At 64.4% G+C, this 19,824-nt stretch carries 15 protein-coding genes; 6 read left to right on the top strand and 9 right to left on the bottom strand.

The window, feature by feature from the left end; all coding sequences use genetic code 11:
* Nucleotides 1-115: 115 nt before the first annotated feature.
* Together ACSE4D_RS12705 and ACSE4D_RS12710 are read right to left on the bottom strand one after the other, a co-directional pair.
* The gene (locus ACSE4D_RS12705) at nucleotides 116-1,666 is read right to left on the bottom strand and encodes a DEAD/DEAH box helicase (protein ID WP_436327137.1); all 1,551 of its coding nucleotides are present in this window, start codon (nucleotides 1,664-1,666) and stop codon (nucleotides 116-118) included.
* A gap of 330 nt (nucleotides 1,667-1,996) precedes the next feature.
* On the bottom strand, nucleotides 1,997-3,109 hold the full coding sequence (locus tag ACSE4D_RS12710; RefSeq protein ID WP_436326050.1) for a phosphatase PAP2 family protein: 1,113 nt from the start codon (nucleotides 3,107-3,109) through the stop codon (nucleotides 1,997-1,999).
* 124 nt (nucleotides 3,110-3,233) lie between these two features.
* On the opposite strand from ACSE4D_RS12710, the gene ACSE4D_RS12715 reads away from it, so the two are divergent.
* Complete coding sequence (locus ACSE4D_RS12715) at nucleotides 3,234-4,319, top strand: AI-2E family transporter (RefSeq protein WP_436326051.1); 1,086 nt, start codon at nucleotides 3,234-3,236, stop codon at nucleotides 4,317-4,319.
* Nucleotides 4,316-5,401 (top strand): YihY/virulence factor BrkB family protein, encoded by a 1,086-nt coding sequence (locus ACSE4D_RS12720; RefSeq protein WP_436326052.1) that lies wholly within the window; start codon nucleotides 4,316-4,318, stop codon nucleotides 5,399-5,401. The genes ACSE4D_RS12715 and ACSE4D_RS12720 overlap by 4 nt, the downstream gene beginning before the upstream one ends.
* A 94-nt stretch (nucleotides 5,402-5,495) precedes the next feature.
* Here the strand turns inward: ACSE4D_RS12720 and ACSE4D_RS12725 are convergent, their stop codons facing one another.
* Together ACSE4D_RS12725 and ACSE4D_RS12730 are read right to left on the bottom strand one after the other, a co-directional pair.
* Nucleotides 5,496-6,551 carry an alpha/beta hydrolase fold domain-containing protein gene (locus ACSE4D_RS12725; RefSeq protein ID WP_436326053.1) on the bottom strand — a complete coding sequence of 352 codons (1,056 nt, stop codon included), beginning with the start codon at nucleotides 6,549-6,551 and terminating at the stop codon, nucleotides 5,496-5,498.
* A gap of 64 nt (nucleotides 6,552-6,615) precedes the next feature.
* A complete protein-coding gene (locus ACSE4D_RS12730) occupies nucleotides 6,616-7,932 on the bottom strand; it encodes an MFS transporter (protein WP_436326054.1) in 1,317 nt (438 codons plus the stop codon).
* 172 nt (nucleotides 7,933-8,104) lie between these two features.
* Between ACSE4D_RS12730 and ACSE4D_RS12735 the strand changes: the two genes are divergently transcribed.
* Nucleotides 8,105-8,794, top strand: a complete 690-nt coding sequence (locus ACSE4D_RS12735) for a peptidyl-tRNA hydrolase (RefSeq protein ID WP_436326055.1) — start codon at nucleotides 8,105-8,107, stop codon at nucleotides 8,792-8,794.
* Nucleotides 8,795-8,802: 8 nt separating this feature from the next.
* Here ACSE4D_RS12735 and ACSE4D_RS12740 read toward each other — a convergent pair whose 3' ends face one another.
* Complete coding sequence (locus ACSE4D_RS12740; RefSeq protein WP_135540397.1) at nucleotides 8,803-8,982, bottom strand: hypothetical protein; 180 nt, start codon at nucleotides 8,980-8,982, stop codon at nucleotides 8,803-8,805.
* A gap of 98 nt (nucleotides 8,983-9,080) precedes the next feature.
* Between ACSE4D_RS12740 and ACSE4D_RS12745 the strand changes: the two genes are divergently transcribed.
* A complete protein-coding gene (locus tag ACSE4D_RS12745) occupies nucleotides 9,081-10,610 on the top strand; it encodes a deoxyguanosinetriphosphate triphosphohydrolase family protein (protein ID WP_425120329.1) in 1,530 nt (509 codons plus the stop codon).
* A gap of 163 nt (nucleotides 10,611-10,773) precedes the next feature.
* Here ACSE4D_RS12745 and ACSE4D_RS12750 read toward each other — a convergent pair whose 3' ends face one another.
* The 4 genes from ACSE4D_RS12750 to ACSE4D_RS12765 all read right to left on the bottom strand — a co-directional run bounded on the left by ACSE4D_RS12750 (nucleotide 10,774) and on the right by ACSE4D_RS12765 (nucleotide 17,856).
* Nucleotides 10,774-14,034 (bottom strand): choice-of-anchor G family protein, encoded by a 3,261-nt coding sequence (locus tag ACSE4D_RS12750; RefSeq protein ID WP_436326056.1) that lies wholly within the window; start codon nucleotides 14,032-14,034, stop codon nucleotides 10,774-10,776.
* Between the two features lie 220 nt (nucleotides 14,035-14,254).
* Nucleotides 14,255-15,565 (bottom strand): ISL3 family transposase, encoded by a 1,311-nt coding sequence (locus ACSE4D_RS12755; protein WP_426936723.1) that lies wholly within the window; start codon nucleotides 15,563-15,565, stop codon nucleotides 14,255-14,257.
* A 625-nt stretch (nucleotides 15,566-16,190) separates the two neighbouring features.
* Entirely contained in the window at nucleotides 16,191-16,715 is a 525-nt protein-coding gene (locus ACSE4D_RS12760; protein ID WP_425120332.1) for a Dps family protein, read from the bottom strand.
* Nucleotides 16,716-16,800: 85 nt separating this feature from the next.
* The gene (locus tag ACSE4D_RS12765) at nucleotides 16,801-17,856 is read right to left on the bottom strand and encodes a hypothetical protein (RefSeq protein WP_436326057.1); all 1,056 of its coding nucleotides are present in this window, start codon (nucleotides 17,854-17,856) and stop codon (nucleotides 16,801-16,803) included.
* Between the two features lie 275 nt (nucleotides 17,857-18,131).
* Between ACSE4D_RS12765 and galE the strand changes: the two genes are divergently transcribed.
* Together galE and ACSE4D_RS12775 are read left to right on the top strand one after the other, a co-directional pair.
* Entirely contained in the window at nucleotides 18,132-19,124 is a 993-nt protein-coding gene (galE, locus tag ACSE4D_RS12770) for a UDP-glucose 4-epimerase GalE (protein WP_436326058.1), read from the top strand.
* Nucleotides 19,125-19,170: 46 nt separating this feature from the next.
* Nucleotides 19,171-19,788 carry a CueP family metal-binding protein gene (locus ACSE4D_RS12775; protein ID WP_436326059.1) on the top strand — a complete coding sequence of 206 codons (618 nt, stop codon included), beginning with the start codon at nucleotides 19,171-19,173 and terminating at the stop codon, nucleotides 19,786-19,788.
* Nucleotides 19,789-19,824 lie beyond the last annotated feature (36 nt).

Here is a 19,824-nt window from a genome sequence, read left to right on the forward strand (position 1 = left end):
AGGTCAGGGGCGGATGCTGCGGCAGAGATGAACGAAACGGCCCGCTCCACGACAGGATTCTCGGGGTGCAGACCGAGTTCCTGTGCGTGGAGCGAGCCGTTGAGTGTTCGCTGATTCAGCTGCTGGTGGAGTAGACCTGCTCCGAACCTCCGGTGCGGACGCGATTGCGGCGACGGGTCTCGGGGTTCGTCCCGCGCGACTCCGCGGCGCGGCGATTGGCCGGTTGGCTGGTGCGGGTTGCCGCACTGCGGTTGCCGGACCGGCCGGGGCGACCGGATCCGCCGCCACGCGTGCTCTGCGGATTGCGGCGTGATTCTCCGCTGCGGGCTTCGCCGCCGCGGGATCCGCTGCGACGATTGCCTTCACCGCTGCGAACGGTGCCGCCGCTGCCGGCACCGTCGCGACCTGAGCTTCCGCCGCGTCCGCCACGACCGCCTCGGCGACGGCGGGACGAACGGCCGTTCGACGTGGCCGGTTCGGTCTTCTTCCGCGGCTGGATGGGTTCCTTCGGCTGCGGGGCGACGTATTCGGCGATCGCACCGACGAGCTCGGTGACCTCGGGGGAGTCGGCGGTGACCTTCTTCGGGGTGGCCTTGATGGCGGCCTTGCGCAGCAGGGTCTGGGTGTCCTTGCGCTCCTCGGGCGTCATCACCGTGACCACGTCACCGGCGCTGCCGGCTCGAGCGGTGCGGCCCGAACGGTGCAGGTAGGCCTTGTGCTCGGTCGGGGGATCGACGTGGACGACGAGTTCGACCGAGTCGACGTGGACGCCGCGGGCGGCGATGTCGGTGGCCACGAGGACCTTCGCATCACCGTGGGTGAACGCGGCGAGGTTGCGGTCGCGGGCGCCCTGGGACAGGTTGCCGTGGAGGTCGACGGCGGGAATTCCCTGCGCGGTCAGCTGCCGGGCGAAGCGTTTGGCGCGGTGCTTCGTGCGGGTGAAGAGAATCCGGCGGCCGGTGCCGGCGGCGAGTTTGTGGACGAGTTCGTTCTTGTCGTCGACGGAGACCTCGTACACGTGGTGGGTCATGGCCGAGACGTGCGAAGTCGGTTCGTCGACGGAGTGGAGGACCTCGTTGTGGAGGAAGCGACGCACGAGCTTGTCGACGTCGTTGTCCAAGGTGGCCGAGAAGAACATCCGCTGCCCCTCGGCAGGGGTCTGCTTGAGGATGCGTGTGACTCCGGGCAGGAAGCCGAGGTCAGCCATGTGATCGGCTTCGTCGAGGATGGTCACCTCGATGTTCTCGAGCGAGAGGATGTTCTGCTGGAGCAGGTCCTCGAGGCGGCCCGGGCAGGCCACGACGATGTCGACGCCGGAGTTGAGCGCGACCTCCTGCCGACGCTGCTTGACGCCGCCGAAGATCGTCGTCGTCTTCAGGCCCACGGCCTTGGCCAAGGGGTCGATGACGTCGGTGATCTGGGTGGCGAGCTCACGCGTGGGAGCGAGGACGAGGCCCCGCGGCTGACGGCGTCCCTGCTGGCGACCCGATCCCGCGGACTGCGATTCGGCCAGGCGGGCGACGAGCGGAATGGAGAAGGCCAGTGTCTTGCCGGAACCGGTCTTGCCGCGGCCGAGGACGTCGCGTCCTGCCAGGGTGTCGGGCAGGGTGTCCTGCTGGATCGGAAAGGCGGAGGTCTTGCCCTCACTGTCGAGGGACTTGACCAGCTGGGCGGGAACGCCGAGCTCGGCGAACGACGTGGGCGCAGCGGTCGTGTTCTTTGTGGTGGTGCTGCCGGAGCCGGATGAGCTGCGGGTGGTGCGGGGAGCAGTGTGTGTCTGTGAAGTTGTGATGGGGTGGCCCTTCAACGTGCCGGACGACGTGCCGATGCCGCGCAATGGTGGCAGTCAGCCGCTTCCGGTCATGGAATGAGCGCTGTCGGCGCTCTCGATCGCCGAGAGAAAACGGCTTCGGAAACATGCGCGGGTGATCTCACCCAGCTGCAGAGACGAGGCGTCCTGACGACGCAGGGAACCCGAAAACGGGTTCGCAAGTATCTACAGTATAGCGGCAGCAGTGCCAGGAGCAGAATCCGCCGGCGCAGTGCTTCCGGTCGCCGGTTCCTGTTCGGGCATTCGAGGCTTCGCCGGCAGCTGATCGTCCCCGCGCGGTTTCCGGCGGGCTCGGCGCCGACCGGTGGCCCACGCCGCCACCGTCACCGAGGCCCAGCCGATGCCGATGCCTGCGATGTCGTCGAGGATGTAGTGCCAACCGAAGTAGACGGTGGCCACGACTGTCACACCGAAGAAGATCCAGGTGACGGCCTGGATGCCGCGTCTCTGATTCGTCCGTGTCATGAACAGTGCGGCGGCGAAGGTCACGGAGACATGGAGGGAAGCGAACGCGGCGACGCCTTGGATGGAGTCGCTGCCGGCGGGATTGGTGAGGAACTCGAGCCGGTCGGCGCTGAGGACCTGCTGCAGCTGCGTGACCCCAGTGTCGGGCAGCGCCCGGAAGAACTCGGGGCGGATGAACGCCGGACCCACCGACGGCAGCAGGTAATAGCTGACGGTGCCCAGGACCCAGTTGAGGCACAGCGTCGTCGCGTACCAGGCTCCGATTCTGTGGTTGCGATTGAGCACGAGGAACGCGCCGAGGCTGATCGGCACGAGCGGAAGATAGGCGAGGTAGGCCAGCGACAGGACGTTGGCCGCGATGTCCGTGCCGAGCAGATCGTGCAGGAGCAGCGCCGGGCTGTTGCCGCCGGTCAGCCAGTAGTCGAGGTGGAGCAGCTGCCGGTCGTAGAGGGTGCCGTCGCGGAAGACCGGCAGCACGCTCTTGAGGTTCCGATAGGCGACGTAGCAGACGTAGAAGCTGAGCAGACCGGCTCCGATGCACAGCAGACGGTGGCTGTTCCACTCCTTCTTGACGGTGTCGACGAGCGCGGCCGGCAGGTTCCGCCAACCGCTTCTGCGTACTGCTTCCACCACGAGCCCGCAGCCGATGATTCCCAGGGTCAGCAGGGGCAGGCGGGCGATCGAAGGTCCGAGGAAACCATCGGGATCCCGCAACGGCAGGTCGAGGTAGAGCGAGGAGATCACGGCGACCGCTCCGATGAGCAGAGACAGCGCCATGGCGAAAGTGTAGGGCCAGCGTCGCATTCGGGTCATCGGCACACCATAATGAAAGAGGTTCTGTGCTTCTTCGGATTTCTCTTGGAGCCGGCTGACCGCCCTCGGCGCTGAGAGGAAAACGACCCACCAATTGTGTGCCCCTGGGCATTAGTGTTGGTGCATGACAGAAGGTTCGCCGCACGCATCTCACAATCGCGATGACCCGATCCCCGAGGGGCTGAAAATCGGGGCCCGCTTCACCGGATACCTGCTCGTGATCATCGCGGGGATCACCGTCGCTGTTTTCGTCGCTCTGCAGATCGCTCAGATCGTCGTCCCGTTCCTCGCCGGGCTCGTCCTCTCGGCCCTGCTGGTCCCCTTGTCGTCGTTTCTGCAACGGCACCGATGGCCGAAATGGCTGGCGGTGGTCACCGTCTGGGTCGTCGTCCTCGGCCTGCTGGCCGGACTCACGCTCATCATCACCTTTCAGGTCAGAAGCGAGATCCCGGAGATTCAGAAGCAGGTGGCGACGTCGCTGAGCGCGGCGCAGCAGTTCTTGGCCACGCAGCCGTTCGGGCTCACCGAAGCCAAGCTCAACGACCTCGTCTCCTCCTCGGGGCAGTGGCTGCAGGACAATGCGGCCGGTCTCGGCTCTGGAGCCGCCGAGGTGGGCACGACGGCGGCTCATGTCGTCGAAGGCATCTTCATCATTCTGTTCGTCACCCTCTTCGCACTCATCGATGGCCGCGGCATCTGGACGTGGGTCGTCCACATCTGGCCGAAGAAGGCGCATGCGCGGATCTCCGCCGCCGGCGAAGCTGGGTGGAAGACCCTGTCGAACTTCATTCGGATCCAGCTCGTCGTCGCGGCTACAGATGCGATCGGCATCGGTGTGGGGGCACTGATCCTCGGTGTCCCTTTGGCGATTCCGATCGCCACGGTGGTCTTCCTCGGCGCTTTCATCCCGTTCGTCGGCGCCATCGTCGGCGGCGCAGTCGCGGTGGGTCTGGCGCTGCTGTTCAATGGCTGGGTCCACGGTCTGCTCATGCTCGGCATCGTCATCGTCGTGCAGCAGCTCGAAAGCCATGTCCTGCAGCCCTGGCTGACAGGACCCACGGTCAAGATCCACCCCTTGGCGGTGATCCTCGGAGTGACAGCAGGAGCGGCGGTTGCGGGCATCGCCGGGGCGTTCTTCTCCGTGCCGGTCATCGCGACTCTCAACTCGATGGTCCATGCGGCCAGAGACTACAGAGTGGGAAAGAGATGAAAAGGTCCTCGCCGGGTCTGAATCGGTGGCGGATCGTCAAGGGCGCTCTGCGACGTCTGCTCGAGGATGAGTGCCTCGACAAGGCCGCCGGTCTGAGCTTCTACGCTCTGCTCTCCGCCGCACCGGCGATCCTCGCCATGGTCTCGCTGCTCGGCGTGGTCGGGGAAGCCGAATCGACCACGGAGGCGGTGCTGTCCCTGGCCCACGATATTTCGGCCGAGGCCGCCTCGGCGATCCGTCCGATCATCGTCGAACTCACCGAATCCCCCTCGGCCGGTGCCACCCTCATCGGCAGCCTGGTCCTGGCGATCTGGTCGTCGTCGAAGTACATCGGCGCATTCGGTCGTGCCCTGAACACGGTCTACCGGGTCGAGGAGAGCCGCCCGTACTGGAAGTTCAAGCCGCTCATGCTCCTCATGACCGTGGTCACGCTGATCGTCCTGTCCGCCCTGGGGCTACTGCTCGTGTTGTCCGGGCCCATCGCGGAGACTCTCGGCGAGCTCATCGGCATGGGCCCTACAGCCCTGCTGATCTGGAACGTGGTCAGATGGCCGGTCTTCGTCTTCTTCGTCATGCTGCTCATCGCTCTGCTCTACTACGTGACTCCGAACGTCAGGCAGCCGAAGTTCCGGTGGGTCAGCCTCGGTGCGTTCATCGCTCTGCTCGTGGTGGTCGCCGTGTCGGCGTGCTTCGTCATCTACATCAACGGCTTCAGCAGCTACAACGTCACCTACGGGTCGATCGGAGGTGTGATCGTCGGGCTCGCCTGGGTGTGGATGGTCAACCTCTCGCTGCTCCTCGGTGCGGAGTTCGACGCGGAGATCGAACGGGAGCGGGAGCGGGCCACTACCGTGTCGGACCGATCGATGTCAGCATCGTGTCGTACCAGAGAAAGGATGGTCTCCATGTCTGATGACAACGAGAAGAACGAGCAGTCGCCGGCCCGGGTGCCCGAAGAAGCCAGGGACGACCTCGCAGAGAAGCCCGGAACCGATTCCGTCGACAAGGACCAGCAGGACGAACTGGTCGATGAGTGGGAAGACGAGTCCTTTCCTGCCAGCGACCCGCCTGCGCACTACTGACGACCACGTTCGCAGAGCCCGGCACCTGACATCCAGGTGCCGGGCTCTGTGCTGTGTCGGTGGCCTCCGAGGTGTGCTGTGTCCGGCGGTCGGCTCAGAGGTGTGCGGCGGCGAAAGCGGCGCTGCGGGTGAGGACATCTCCGGCTTCGTCGAGCATCCGACCGAAGTGGAGGAATGAGTGGAGCACTCCCGGATACAGGTGGTAGTCGACCGGTGTGCCGGCCTCTTCGAGTCGCACTGACAGGGCCTCGCTGTCATCGCGGAGGGGATCGAGCCCGGCCGCGGCGATGAAGACCGGGGGAAGACCCGCCAGCTCGGCCTCGAGGTGGTCGACATAGGGCGAGGAGGCATCGGCCGGTGAGGCGAAGTGCTCGGTGGTGATCGAGTCGAGATCCTTGCGGCTCATTCCGTCCCAGCCACCGCCGTAGAGACGCCTGCTCGCGGAATCGACGAGACCGTGTCCGCCGTAGAAGAGCAGCAGAGCGTGCAGTGCGGAGAAGGTCCGGGGATCGGCGTCGATGCTTTCGGGATCGTCGCGCAGCAGCAGAGCGGAACCGAGTGTGAGCATGGCCCCGGCGGAGTCGCCGGCGACCGCCAGGCGGGTTCCGTCGACGCCGAAGTCGTTGCCGCTGTTGACGAAATGGTCGATGACGCCGGCGACCTCATGCAGGGCCTGTGGGAATTTCGATTCGGGGGAGAGCGAATAGTCGACGCCGATGACCGCGGCACCGCTCTCGGCGGCGATGACCCGCATGATCCGATCATGGGTGTCGAGGTCACCGACGGTGAAGCCGCCTCCATGGAGGAAGACGATGCCCGGCATGACCGCCTCGGCGGTGGGGCGATGGATGCGGATGGGAACCTGCGCCCCGGCCGTGTCGATGACCGTATCGACGGTTTCGGCCATCGGCGGGCCGCCCGCGTTCCAGAAGGAGCGCTCGGCTCGGTATTCGGCACGCATCGCCGCCAGCCGTGCGGTCTCAGCGTCCATCTCGGCACCGACTGCGCGCTGTCCCGCTTGGGTGCATTCCGCGGCTCGTGCTGCCTGTGTGTCGAGCACGGTCCGCATCTGGTCGGTCATCGCGGTGAGGATGAATGCGGGGATCTCGGTGTTTGCGGCTGAAGGAGCAGCGGCTTCGTTGATGGGCATGTTCGCCTCCGATGGTTGGTGCGGTGAAAGGGCCCCGTGGGGCAGGGTACGGCCGATGCGACGCTCACGAGGAGGCGGGGGCATCGGGTGCCTCTGATTCTTCGACGGCGGCCTGGCCGCCGGTTCGCCTGACCCACAGGATCAGGGCGTAGCTGAGCACAGCGGCGAGCAGGGAACAGGCGATGAGGATGGTGAAGATGATCGGGTAGGCCCCGGACCCGCGGTCATCGATGATGGCGCCGAACCATACGCTGGAGAAGGTGTCGGGCAGGAAGCCGATGACCGAGAGCAGGCCCGATGCCGCCCCGAACATGTCGAGCCCGACCCGGCCCTCGCTCAACTGGGACGAGGCGATCCCGTAGCAGCCGTTGGCGAGGAAGCCGAGGGCCACGACGATGACTGCGGCGACGATGACCAGCACCGGGCCGGAGGGAATGGCGATGAGGGCGGCCAGTGCGACGGCGATGACGATTGAGGCGATGATGATCACCCGCGACGGGGAGCGGGCTTTCGTGGCCAGAGCACCGAAGGCCGGGCCGGCCAGCAGAGTGATCCCATAGGTGCGGATCACGCTGACGGCAGAGACCACAGCGGCCGGGGCGGCGAAGACCGTGGAGAGATAGGGGGTCGTATAGGCCACGCCCGTGTAGACGAAGTAGACGAAGAACATCGTCCCGGCGGCCAGCCAGACGACGGGGGAGCCGAAGACGCGAGTGAGATCGGCGAGCTTGAAGCCTTCACCGGGATGCTCGATCTCACCGGCGAAGCGCGGGGTGAGCAGATGGGAGGCGATGGCGAGGAGGAAGATGAGTCCGCCCAACATCATCAGGATGGTGCGCACACCGAGGTCGGCGCGCTCGGCGAAGGCGGAGAGGATCCCGACCTCGACGAAGCCGAGGACGAGTCCGACGGCACCGTAGATGCCGTAGCTGAGACCGATGTTGCGGGCATAGCCATCGGCGTCGGAGATCAGCCGGACGAGCTTGAAGCGCACACCCCACCAGATGAGGATCGTCGACAGTCCCATCCCCACGAACACGGCGAGCAGTGTGCCGAAGCCGGGAAGGGCTGCGTAGACGAACGTGAGCATCGCTGTGATGAGGTAACCGGTCGTGGCCAGGGTTCTCACGCGGATGCGGTCGGCGATGAAGCCCGAAGGCAGATAGCAGATCGTTGCGGTGATCGCGTAGGCGCTGACGAGCCATCCGATCTGGGCATTGTTGATGTCGAGGGCGTCGAGCAGCGGATCGTAGAAGACGTTCTTGAGGTAGGGCGGAGCGAACAGGATCGAACTGCCCATGCTGACGAGGATGAGCAGCATGATGCGTCTGCCTCGGGACAGGTCGGCGGCGCTGACTTCGCGGTGGCTCGATTTCGACACGACTCTCGTTCCCTGGGTCGGTGGTTCAGTTCGGGCCCACCCTAACTGAACCGCCATTCAGGAAGCCAGCATCGTCCGCTGTCCGGATCGTCGAGGAATAACTCACCGGCGGCGACGTTATGAGATCGGGAGTGCGATTGCGCACTTCCCAGGTTTGAGCAGGAGTGAGAATTTGACCGAACACATGCGCCGACACGAAACCGACCATGACATCCCCTGGTCCCTGCCGATCGTCGTGCGCCGGTCGAAGACCGCCATCGCCCGCCACATCGACGTCCTCGAGGCCACCGCCCGAGCCGTCGTCACCTTCCTCGACGACCCGCGCGCCCAACCGGGAGGCGAGTGGAACGACGCCGTCGCGCACTGGCGCGACGGAGCCATCCGCAAGGTCGTGCGCCGGGGCGACGGCAAGAAGCTCGACGACGCTCGCGCCCTGGGATGCGTGGGCGTGACCTTCGGCGGCAACGACGACTTCGCCCCCGCCGAGGCATTCGTGTTCGCGCCCGGTCCCGTCGAACCGCTGCCGCATGAGCTGAAGAAGCTCCAGGTGGGCGGAACCGAGTTCCCCGATGAGGGCGAAACTTCGGTCCCCGCCGCCGAGGCGGTCGTGACGATCGAACTCTCCCCGCACCTGACGCTGACGACAGGGAAGGCCGCCGCCCAATGCGGTCACGCCGCACAGCTGGCATTCGAGCAGATGCCCGAGGCCGTGCGCCAGCGGTGGCGCGAAGCTGATTTCAGCCTGCGCGTGATCACAGCGACGACGAACTCATGGGCTGCAGGCGCGCAACAGGTCAGCGTCGTCGACGCCGGCTTCACCGAAGTCGACGGCCCGACCGAAACAGTGCGTGCCCGCTGGTGAAGAGCCGGTCAGGCGTCGTCGAGGTCTTTGAGCTCATCCTCCGTCAGCGGTCGCGTCTTCGTGCCGTTGCCGAATTCGTCGAGGTAGATCACGTGCTTGACCATTTCACCGGTCTCTTCGTCCTCGACTTCGATGATGTCGCCGGGATGGGTCTGGGGCTGGTAGAAATCTTCATTGACTCCGGTCATGATGACCACCTCCTACAGGTCTTCTGACAATACGTCACCGTGATCTGAGTCTCAAGGATCTCGCCCCGAGCGAAGCGCGAACTCGGTAGTCTGAGGTGATGGAGCGTCAGAGATTTCACACGACCGGCGGCCGTGACCGCAACGTCGCCGAGGAGGCCCGGCCCGGAGAGGACGAATTCCGCGTCGATATCGAACGGATCCGCTTCTCCCCGTTCTTCTCTCGCCTGGCCTCGGTCACGCAGGTCATCCCGCAGGCCGGTTCCGGCACCGTCATCCACAATCGACTCACCCATTCGCTCAAGGTCTCCGCGGTGGCCCGGTCGATCGCGATCACGTTGAACAACGGTGATGAGCGGACACGGGAACTCGTCGGCCGCCTCGGCGGATGTGACCCTGTGGTCGTGCAGGCGGCAGCGGCCGCCCACGATTTGGGGCACCCGCCGTTCGGCCACCTCGGCGAGAAAGAGCTCGACCGGGTGTCGCGAACGCTGCTGCGCCTCGACGACGGATTCGAGGGCAACGCGCAGACGTTTCGGATCCTCACCGCGCTTGACAGCTGCGAGGCGACAGCGCGCGGTCTCAACCTCACACGGGCGGTGCGGGCCGCGGTGCTCAAGTACCCGTGGGAGCGGGGGGAGTGGAGCGGGGATCGGCCGGATTCGGCCGCACGGATGCCGCGGGGCGTCGGCGATGAGGTGTCCGAGGGGGCGATGAAGTTCTCTGCCTATGCCACCGAGGTCGATGAGATGGCGGATGTGCTCTCGGCGTTCCCGGCGATCGGGCGGTATCAGCAGACGCTTGAGTGCGCGGTCATGGATGTCGCCGACGATATCGCCTATGCGGTGCACGACCTCGACGACTTCTATCGGTCGAATGTGCTGCAGTACACGTCCGTGTCTGCCGAGCTCGGGCGGTGGCTGCGGGACTGCCGCGAACTCGCGGCCCTCGATGTCTCCGAACTCGACCGGCGGCGGCCCGGCCATGCGCTCGAGGCGATCCGGCGGCACACCCGGGAGAAGGATCCGTGGATTGCCTCCGAAGAGGCCTTCCGGGCCTCGGTGGAGCGGGCCAACCGGGATCTCGTCGAAGGGCTCCTCGGTGTTCCCTATGACGGGGGATTGGAAGCCGATCGGGCTGTCACCGGGTTCACGCGGCGGTGGATCGACCGGCTGCAGGCCTCGATCGTCGTCGATCCGGACCCGCATATCCGCAGCGGTCATGTGCGGCTGAGCCAGGAGGCCTGGCACGATGTCGTCGTGCTCAAGTTCGTCCACGCGAAGTTCGTGCTTGAACGCTCCGACCTCGCCGTCTATCAGCGCGGGCAGACGCGGATCATCGCCTCGCTGGTCGAAGAGTTCCACGAATGGCTGCTCGACCCCGATGAGGCGACCCGGATTCCGCGGCGCCTGCTCGATTCCGTCGAGGCGGCCACGCAGGAGTACCAGGACCTGTACGCACGCAATCCCGAAGCACTGGGGGAGGAAGGTGCCACTGCGATCGTCCGACGGGGACGGGCGCGGGCGGTCGTGGATTATGTCGCCTCATTCACCGATGCTCAGGCGATGTCGGTCAACGCGCTCATCACCGGGGCCTCCGAAGAGCCCTGGGAAGCCGGGCGAGGGTTGTAGCTCTCGCAGGCTTTTTCGCTGGGGTGGTAGCGGCGGGACATCGCGATCGCCCGCGCTCTGGCGGTGGGGCCGCGTAAGCTGCCGGCACACGAACGGCGGGGCCGGAGTTCTCACTCCGACCCCGCCGTTGTGGCGTCAGCTCAGTCTCTGAGCCGATCTATTCTCAGTGCTTGCCTGCCGAGGCGCGGTAGCGGCGGGTCGCCCACACCGCTGCTGCACCACCGGCGAGGAGCAGTGCGGCGAATCCGGCCATGGCCGGGATACCGTCGGTACCCGTCCGCGGCAGGTCTCCGCCATTGCTGTTGCCCGAGGCGTTCGTGCTCGAACCGGCCGAGGCATTGGCGCCAGCCGAAGCGTTGGCCGAAGAGCTGGCCGACGATCCGGCGTTGGCCGAGGCTGCCTGATCCGAGTCAGCGGATGCTGCCTTCTCGGAGTCGGCGCTCGCCGAAGCCTCGTCCGCGTCGTCTGCCGACGATGCGTTGGCCTCGTCGCCGTCCGTCGAAGCATTCGCCTCGGCGCCTTCAGCTGCTGCGTCAGCTTCGTCACCGTCTGCTGCTGCGGCAGCCGACGCCTCCGAGGAGGAGTCAGCCGTCGACGCTGCCGAAGCGGCGGCACCGGCGTTGTCGTTCGCAGCGGCAGAAGCCTGTGCGTTCGAGTCATCGTCGTTGTCCGCGGTCGCGGCTGCCTGGGCTGCCTGGTTGGCTGCAGCGTTGGTTTCCGTGGTCGCGTCGGTCGAGGTCTCTGAGGAGGCCTCTTCGTTGGCGGCGGATTCGGCGGCTGCTTCAGCGTTCTCGTCGGCTGCTGCCGATGCCGTGTTGTTGGCATCGTTGTCGGCAGCTGCCTGAGCGGCTGCCTCGGCGACCGCGTTGTTGTTGTCATCGGCGTTGGCCGAAGCCGAGGCCGAAGCAGCAGCGTTCACATTGGCATTCGCATCGGAGTCATCCGAAGCGGTGGCCGCGGCTCCGTCGTCGTTGCCGTCAGCGTCAGCCGCTGCGTTGGCAGAAGCTTCCGAAGAAGAGTCTGCGGTCGAGGCAGCGGATGCAGCTGCTGCCGGATTCGCATCAGCTGCGGCCGAGGCGTTCGCGTTCGTCGAGTCCGTGTCGTCGGCGTTTGCGGCGGCGTTGGCTGCCTGCTGTGCCGAGGCGTTGGTCTCGCTCGTCGCATCCGCCGAGGTCTCCGAGGAGGCCTCTTCGTTTGCGGCCGATTCCGCGGCTGCTTCAGCGTTCTCGTCGGCTGCTGCCGATGCCGTGTTGTTGGCATCGTTGTTGGCGGCTGCCTGAGCGGCTGCCTCGGCGACCGCGTTGTTGTTGTCATCGGCGTTGGCCGAGGCCGAGGCCGAAGCGGCGGCGTTCACATTGGCATTCGCATCCGCTTCGTTTGCCGCGTCGGGATCCGCTGCGGCATTCGCGTTGGCTGCTGCCTCTGCGGAAGCCTCATTCGACGAATCAGCTGTTGAAGCCGCTTCCGAAGCGGCTGCGGAGTTCGCGTCCGAAGCCGTCGATGCCTCTGCGTTCGTGTCATCGGTGTTATCGGCTTCTGCGGCGGCCTGCGAGGCTGCTGTCGACGAAGCGTTCTCGTCCGTGGTCGAATCAGCCGAAGCCTCGGACGAAGCGTCCTCGGTCGCTGCCGACTCTGCCGCTGCTTCGGCGTTCTCGTCAGCTGCTGCCGATGCCGTGTTGTCGGCATTGTTGTCGGCAGCTGCCTCGGATGCCGCCTGGGCGGCGGGGTTGTTGTCACCGTCGGCGTCGGCCGAAGCCGATGCCGAGGCCGCTGCGTTGGCGTTCGCATCGTCATCGCCCGGGTCCGGTGCTTCCGCGGTCGCACGGACCGAGGACGAGGCCAGGTTGATGTCGATGGCATCGGCGGCCGGGAGCAGTTCCAGGCTCACCGCGCTGACGGTGAAGCCGGGTCCGTTGGTGCCCTTGACCTGGCTCTCGTCTGCGGGGTCCTTCGCAGTCGGCTGCTCGTTGATCGTGAGATCCACGACCTGGTTGAGTGCCTCGAAGACCGGGTCGAGAGAGGTCAGGAGTGGGTTGACGAGGCCTGTGACGCTGCCGGCGACCTGCTCGGCCGTCGAGTCGAGGATTCCGCCGATGAGCGGCTTGGTGACGCCGAGCAGGGAGCTGATCAGCGGTTCAGTGATGGCATTGAGCACCGTGCCGACCGGAATGCCAAGCAGATCAAGGTTGGTCTCGATGGTCGGATCAGACTCATCAGTGCCTGCCAGCTGTCCAAGAGTGGCGTCGACGTTGATTGATCCGTTTGCTGCGCTTCCGCCCAGCAGCTTGATGCTGGCGGGCAGGTCGATGACTAGGTGCACGTCGTTGAGCGCATCAGTCAGGGTGTCATTCACCTTGCCAGAGAGTGCCCCGAGGGCATCCGCAACGGCATCGGTGATCTTCGAGATCGTATCCGAGGTGAGGACCTGAGTGTTCGGGTCGAGACCGTTGAGGTCTGAGGCGTCCCCGCCCTTGACGATCTTCGCGAGGTCGATCTTGATGTCGCCGTTTGCGAGATCGATCGAGACGATGCCCGCCTCGTCTTCGAGTGCCTCGTTGACGACGTTCTCGACAACGCTGTTCAGTGCGTCGCGCACCTCGACGGAGACCTTGGCGTCATCCCCGCCGACCGTGACCGATGCGAGGAGCGGAATGCTGACATCGACACCAACACCGGTAAGCGCATTGACTAGACCCTCGTCGCCGATGACCTCTTCGAGAGTGCCGCCTGCATCGTCGACGACGTCATTGAGAGCGCCCGAGAGGTTGCCCACTGCGGGGCTCGAGACTGTGAGGATGCCATCGGCAACAGCGTACTCGGAGTCATCGGCCTCGCCGTTGCTGTTCGCTGTCGACGCGATCGCGCCGAGTTCGAGGCTGAGCTCATCGACGATCTGATCGGTGACGCCGTCGAGGTTGAGCTGGCCGAGCACCGAGGTCAGGTCGACCTTGGCGTTGCCGTACTCTCCGCTGTTGATGTCATCGAGGTTGAGGCTGCCGTCTTCTCCGACGACGCCGGAGCTGGCCGTGGCTTCGTTGTAGGCAGGAGCGTGTCCGTAGGTATTGAGCACTCCTGCGTCACCGAGCTCGAGCAGGCCATCGCCGCCCTCGCTGCTGATGAGCGGGATGCCGATTCCGGGGAGCTCGACTCCGATGGCCTGGAGCACTTCGGCATTGATCGGTGTGGTGTCCGCATCGGTGCTCGACGGAGAGCTGCTGTACGCCGACAGGGCATCGAGCGCGTCAGCGTCCAGGATGTCAGCATCGATCAGCTGCCCATAGGCTTCTGCATCTTCGTTCGGGTTCTGTTCGTCGGCTGAGCCGGGCGACGTAGTCAGCAGGGTCAGCCCTACTGCTGTGGCCGCGGCGACTGTGCCCACCGCAACTTTCCGACCGGTACCGGGCCGGCCTCTGAGTATCTTCATGGTTCTCCACATCGTTTGGATCCTGATCATTCGCAGACGAGAGTCTGGGCGGAAACGGGCAGTCTCCTGGTAGATCCCTTACAAGGTTACGGAGTCATCAAAAAGTAATGGGTGAATAATTCATAAAGTTACAGCGTCGTTATACTTACCCCTCGGTAGCATGCTCGGGTGTGTCGGAGGCATCGGTGGGGGTTTGGGGTGGATCGGCAAGATTGGTGGCTCATCGTAATTGAGAGTGTAGAACCGGTCTGAAGCCACCGGACTCGAGCAGACACCTCGCGATGTAATGCGTGAGGTTGCGGAATCCCAGCGCGGACCCGCGTAGATGCTCGAGTCTGCCGTTGATCGCTTCAGTGGGACCGTTCGACGTTCCCGGTCGGGTGAAGAATGCGAGCACATCAGCAGCTCGACGCTTCAACGTTCGTCCTAACCGTTTGAGCTCGACAAGTTCGGGTGGCAGATTCGTTGTCAGGGCGTCGATGACCGTTTGCAAGAGTCTCTTGCCCTCTTTGCGGTCCGCGGTTCGGTAAGCGCTGACAATGTCTTGGTAGACGGCCCAGGTGACTTCGACTTCGGTGAAGTTCGGGTCAGCGAAGAGGTTCGCGATTCTTTCCTGCTGCTTGGTCGTGAGTAAGCTGCTGCCCGTGTGAAGAGTTCTTCTTGCCCGGTACAACGGGTCCTTTGCTCGTCCGCGATGGCCGGTTGTCTCCTGCTGAACTCGGCGACGTACCTCGTCGAGGGCATCACCGGCGAGTTTGACGACGTGGAAGGGGTCCATGACTTCGACAGCGTCGGGCAGCTCCTCAGCTGAGGCTGTTTTGAAGCCGGAGAATCCGTCCATCGCGACGACGTCGATGCCCTCACGCCATTCTTTCGGTCGGTCTTTCAACCATTGTTTGAACACCTGCTTCGAACGGCCAGCCACCATGTCGAGCAGACGTGCCGAGCCTGTTCCCTCGCTGATCGGGGTGAGGTCGATGATGACGGTGACGTACTTGTCACCACGCCGGGTGTGCCGCCATACATGCTCGTCGACACCAATGACGCTGACCCCGTCGAAACGGGTCGGGTCGTTGATCAACAACCGCTGACCTTCGGCGAGGACGGCGGAGTTCGCGGTGTGCCAGGACACGGCGAGTTTCGCAGCGATGACGGACACGGTGTCGTGATCGATCACGAGAGCACGCAACGCCCAGTCGAGGCCGGTTCGCGAGATCTTCGCTCGTGGTGGCGCCGCAGCTGTGGTGTCTTGACGCCAGACGCGGCCACACTCGACGCACTTGTAACGGCGGAGGCGAATGTGAAGCGTGGTTGGTCGGTGGCCGAAAGGTTCGTGGGCCAGCTGGCGGACGACGGTATCGCGAACGATCCCGTGACCACCACATCGTCGGCACCAGTCATCAGCAGTGTTTGGACGGCATTCCAGAATGGCTTTGTGCCCGGTGATGTGTTGGCCGGTGCAGGTCAGATCGAGGTCATTGAGTCTGCAGAAGGTCGTGAGGTCAGGCGTCGAGAAAGTAGGCTTGGCCACGTCGAGGTCTTTCGGATGGACGGTGTGAGAACTTCCATCATCGGAAGACCTCGACGCCTATCTGAGCAGCGACTCGCCGTGTCTGAAAATCCCTGACCCACACTCTCGATTACGAAGAGCCAGATTGGTTGAACGATAGTTCATTCAGTAGCTTAGGCGGAAGGCAAGCTCGCCTGATGCTGGCTGGGCCGTAATCGCAGGCCACAGGATCGATATGCGATGTGTGCGGTCGCGTGATCTGCCGACACGAATTCTCCACGAATGATCGTCATCGTCAGAGACGGACCCGCCGGTGAGTAGAAAGAACTAATATGAAGAAATTGATAACAACAGGTAATCTCATATGACGAAATATGAACGGTTGTGACCGAAACCGTGACGATCTATTCCCCAAATCGACTTTCGGCCAGCTCGTTCCCTGAAAACCAGCTGACTGCTGCATCACCGCCGGGCGAGCAGTCATCGTCGTCGCCGTCGAGGGAACCCAGCGCTCATCCGCAATGAGATCTAGGAGCTGGGCCCCGCCAGCGTCGTGGTGTCTGGACACAACAAACCGGGCCGCCTCGATCACGTTGAGGATCGAGGCGGCCCGGTGGGCAGGACTGCTGACTGGGTCAGCGCAGTATCAGCGGGGGACTCGGGTCTCGGCGCTGATGAACCAGGCCTGCTGCTCGAGCTGGGCGATGTAGCCGTGGAAGATGTCCGCGGTCGTCGGATCCGCGGAGTCGACCTCGTCGTGGCAGTTGCGCATCGTGGCCACGGTGGCCTCGAGCGATGCGACGACGTGGTCGATGGCATCGTGCGTGCTGATCTCCCCGTTCGGGAACTCCGGCAGCCCGGACTGTTCGGCGACCACAGCCGGTCGTCCGTCCGGAGAGCCGTGGAGGGCTCTCATCCGCTCGGCGATCTCATCACTGCCCGAACGGGCGATATCCGTGACCTCGTCGAGGTTGAGGTGGAGGTCGCGGAAGTTCGTGCCCACGATGTTCCAATGCGCCTGTTTGGCGATGAGGCTGAGGGCAATGAAGTCGACGAGCACTGACTGGAGGTTCTTGGTCAGGGCATCGGGGGCGACAAAGCCGTGTTCGGCGTTCTCGCGAGGGGTCTTCTCTGAGCCGTGTGGATCGGGAACTGTCACTGACTGTGTCATGATTCTTGCTCCAATCTCTCCGGTTTTGCGTGATTCCGGAGTCTGTCACCACCATAGCCTCGGTGCGGAAGGGACGTAACCCCCTTCATCTGGACTCATCCTCGTCGCTTTCCGCTGTGTAGACGCGAGCGCGGAGTCGCTGGGCGTGAGTGAGGTTGCGGACATCGACATCGCTGTCGAAGCTCGATCCGAGAGCGCCGGCTACAACACCCATCGCTGCGCTGAGCCACGCGATGTCGAGGTAGTTGGTGAACTTCGCCTCGGACAGTCCGATCGTCTGGGCCATGAAGTCCGGGTCGATGACGATGAGACCACCGACGAGAATGCCGATGACCAGAGTGGCATACAGACTGGCGACGCAGATGATGAGGGTGAGGATCGTCGACAGATTGTAGTAGAACACGACTTGCGCCAACCGTTCGTTGACCGGACGGTCCCACAGTCGATTGACGATGACGAGCCAGCCGACCATGACGACGAGGGCGATGAGGCCGATTGAGAGAAGCCGAGACGTGGACAGGGAGTGCGACATCTGCCAGATCGAACTGTAGAAGATGCCGAACGCTCCCGTCGCGGCCGCCGCGGCCATGGCCCGGGAGAGCTTTCGCGCCATCCGCAGAGGCTCATTGGCCATGGTCATGCCCAGGACGAGGCGCGGCCCGCCGGTGAACGTGTGCGCGTGCAGGGTGCGTCGACCCGAGTCGGCCTTGCTCGACCACTGACCCCAGCGGGGCAGTCGGTGCTTCTTCGCGATCGGGTGTCCATCGGGCACGAGCTGGTTGACGCAGCTGGTGAGGATCTTGAGCAGGCGACGTTTCGTCGTCAGAGCCCCCAGCGTGGGGCACGAGATGACGGCGATCTTCCGGTCGGGCAGCACCTCGGCGATGAGCGGCTTGCCCTGGGTGTGTCGGGGGATGTCGGTGAGCATGATGACGACGTCGGCCTGCGGGTAGGAGTCGACGATCGCATCGAGGGTCGACAACTCCAATTGGTGATTCGATTGGACTCGAAGCGTCTCAGCGCACAGATCGAGAGTGGCCTCCCCGTCGAACTCCTGCTGAAGAATCCCCTCAAGGTCGTCCTTGATCGAATTCGCTCGTCGGGTCGGGGGCCCAGGATCAGAGATGAGGAGAAGATTCATATCGCCAACCTAGTCTGAGGGTCGAGATTCCGGATCACACAGCTCCTACCATTGCAGTGCTCCGCGGTGTTGGCCAGTACGACGGCGAATTTCGAGCGTTTCTCCACCGAGCTCCCAGTGCCGAGTCCGGCCACCGCCTGAGAACCGCGTATTCTGGTACGGACGTCTCGACCCGTGTCTGCGGTGCAGCCTCGGCGATCGAGAGGGCCCATCGCCGCAGTCGCCCGACACGGCTGGAACCGGCCCTGAATACAGTGAGAAGGAGAGATCGGCCCATGGCAGTTCTGGTCACCGGCGGAGCAGGATATATCGGTTCGCATGTGGTGCGTTTGCTCACCGAACGCGGTGACGACGTCCTCGTCGTCGACGACTTCTCCACCGGACTCGCGGCCCGGGTCGACGGTCTGCCCGTCGTCGACCTCGACCTCGCTGCCCCCGATGCCGAGGACCGCCTCGTCGCGGCGATCAGAGAACACCAGGTGGATTCCGTCATCCACTTCGCCGCCAAGAAGCAGGTCGGGGAATCCGTTGAAGAGCCGGTCATGTACTACCGGCAGAACATCGGTGCACTGACGAATATCCTCGCCGCCGTCGAAGCCACCGGCATCAAGTCGCTCGTCTTCTCCTCCTCGGCCGCGACCTACGGCATGCCCGACGTCGACATGGTCGGTGAAGACCTCGACTGCAGGCCGATCAACCCCTACGGGCAGACGAAGCTCATCGGCGAATGGATGATCGACAACCAGATCACCTCTTCGCAGATGCGCGGGCAGACGTTCAATGCCGTCAAACTCCGCTACTTCAACGTCGCAGGGGCCGGTTGGGCTGAGCTCGCCGACACCGCGGTCATGAACCTCATCCCGATCGTGCTCGGCCGTCTGGCCGACGGCAAGGCTCCGATCATCTTCGGCGATGACTATGACACCCCCGACGGCACCTGCATCCGTGACTACGTCCACGTCAAGGACCTCGCCGAAGCACACATCGCGGCACTGGACTACATGAAGGCCGGCGGCACCACGGAGACCGTGTTCAACGTCGGCACCGGAACAGGAGCCTCGGTGAAGGAGGTCATCGACACCGTCGCCGAGGTGACCGATCGTGACATCGTCCCCGAGATGGGCGAGCGTCGTGCCGGTGACCCGCCGGCCCTGGTCGCCGACGTCTCCCGGATCTCGGCGTTGCTGAGCTGGAAAGCCGAATTCGGTCTCGAGGAGATCGTCCGCAGCGCCGTCGAAGCCGCCGGGATGCTGCCCGAGCAGGAATAGGTCAGCCCAATTGGCACCCGTGATGACGTGGGGAAACATGTTGGGAATGAAGCGAATCATCATCGGCGTCGTCGCGCTTTCCTGGGCGCTGGCCGGATGCTCGGCGCCGGATGTCGGCGAGGGGCCGGGCGGACCAAGCGATGATTCGGCGACAAGTTCAGACGAGAGCCCAGCAACCGGATCGAGCGAGGAGCTGCTCGCCGCCCACGACCTCGCCGATATGGATGCGGTAGAAGTCATCGACCGACTCGACCGCTTGCCGGTCAGCGAGCGCCCCACCGATCTCATGGCCTCGGTGCAGCCCGACGGACTCGTTCTCACCGACGGTCAGCAGGAAGCGACGATGGCCCTGCCGCAGGGCAAGACCTACGTGTCCATCGCCCCGTTCGTCGATGAGACGCACGACTGCTTCTACCACAGCCTCACCACCTGCCTCGGCGAGATGAGCGGAGAGGACGTGGACGTGGTGATCACCGATTCTGAGACTGGAGAAGCGCTGGTCGACGAGTCGACGACGACCTTCGACAACGGATTCGTCGGTTTCTGGGTGCCGTCCGACATCAGCGGCACCATCGAGGTCACCGCCGAAGGCAAGACCGGTGCGACCGAATTCTCGACGAAGAGCGACGGACCCACCTGCGTGACCGACCTCCAACTGCAGTAAGCGGAAGAATAGGAGACCGGCCGCTTTCACCCACTC

Origin of the sequence: Brevibacterium sp. FAM 27836, assembly GCF_051351055.1 — a bacterium.
GTDB lineage: Bacteria > Actinomycetota > Actinomycetes > Actinomycetales > Brevibacteriaceae > Brevibacterium.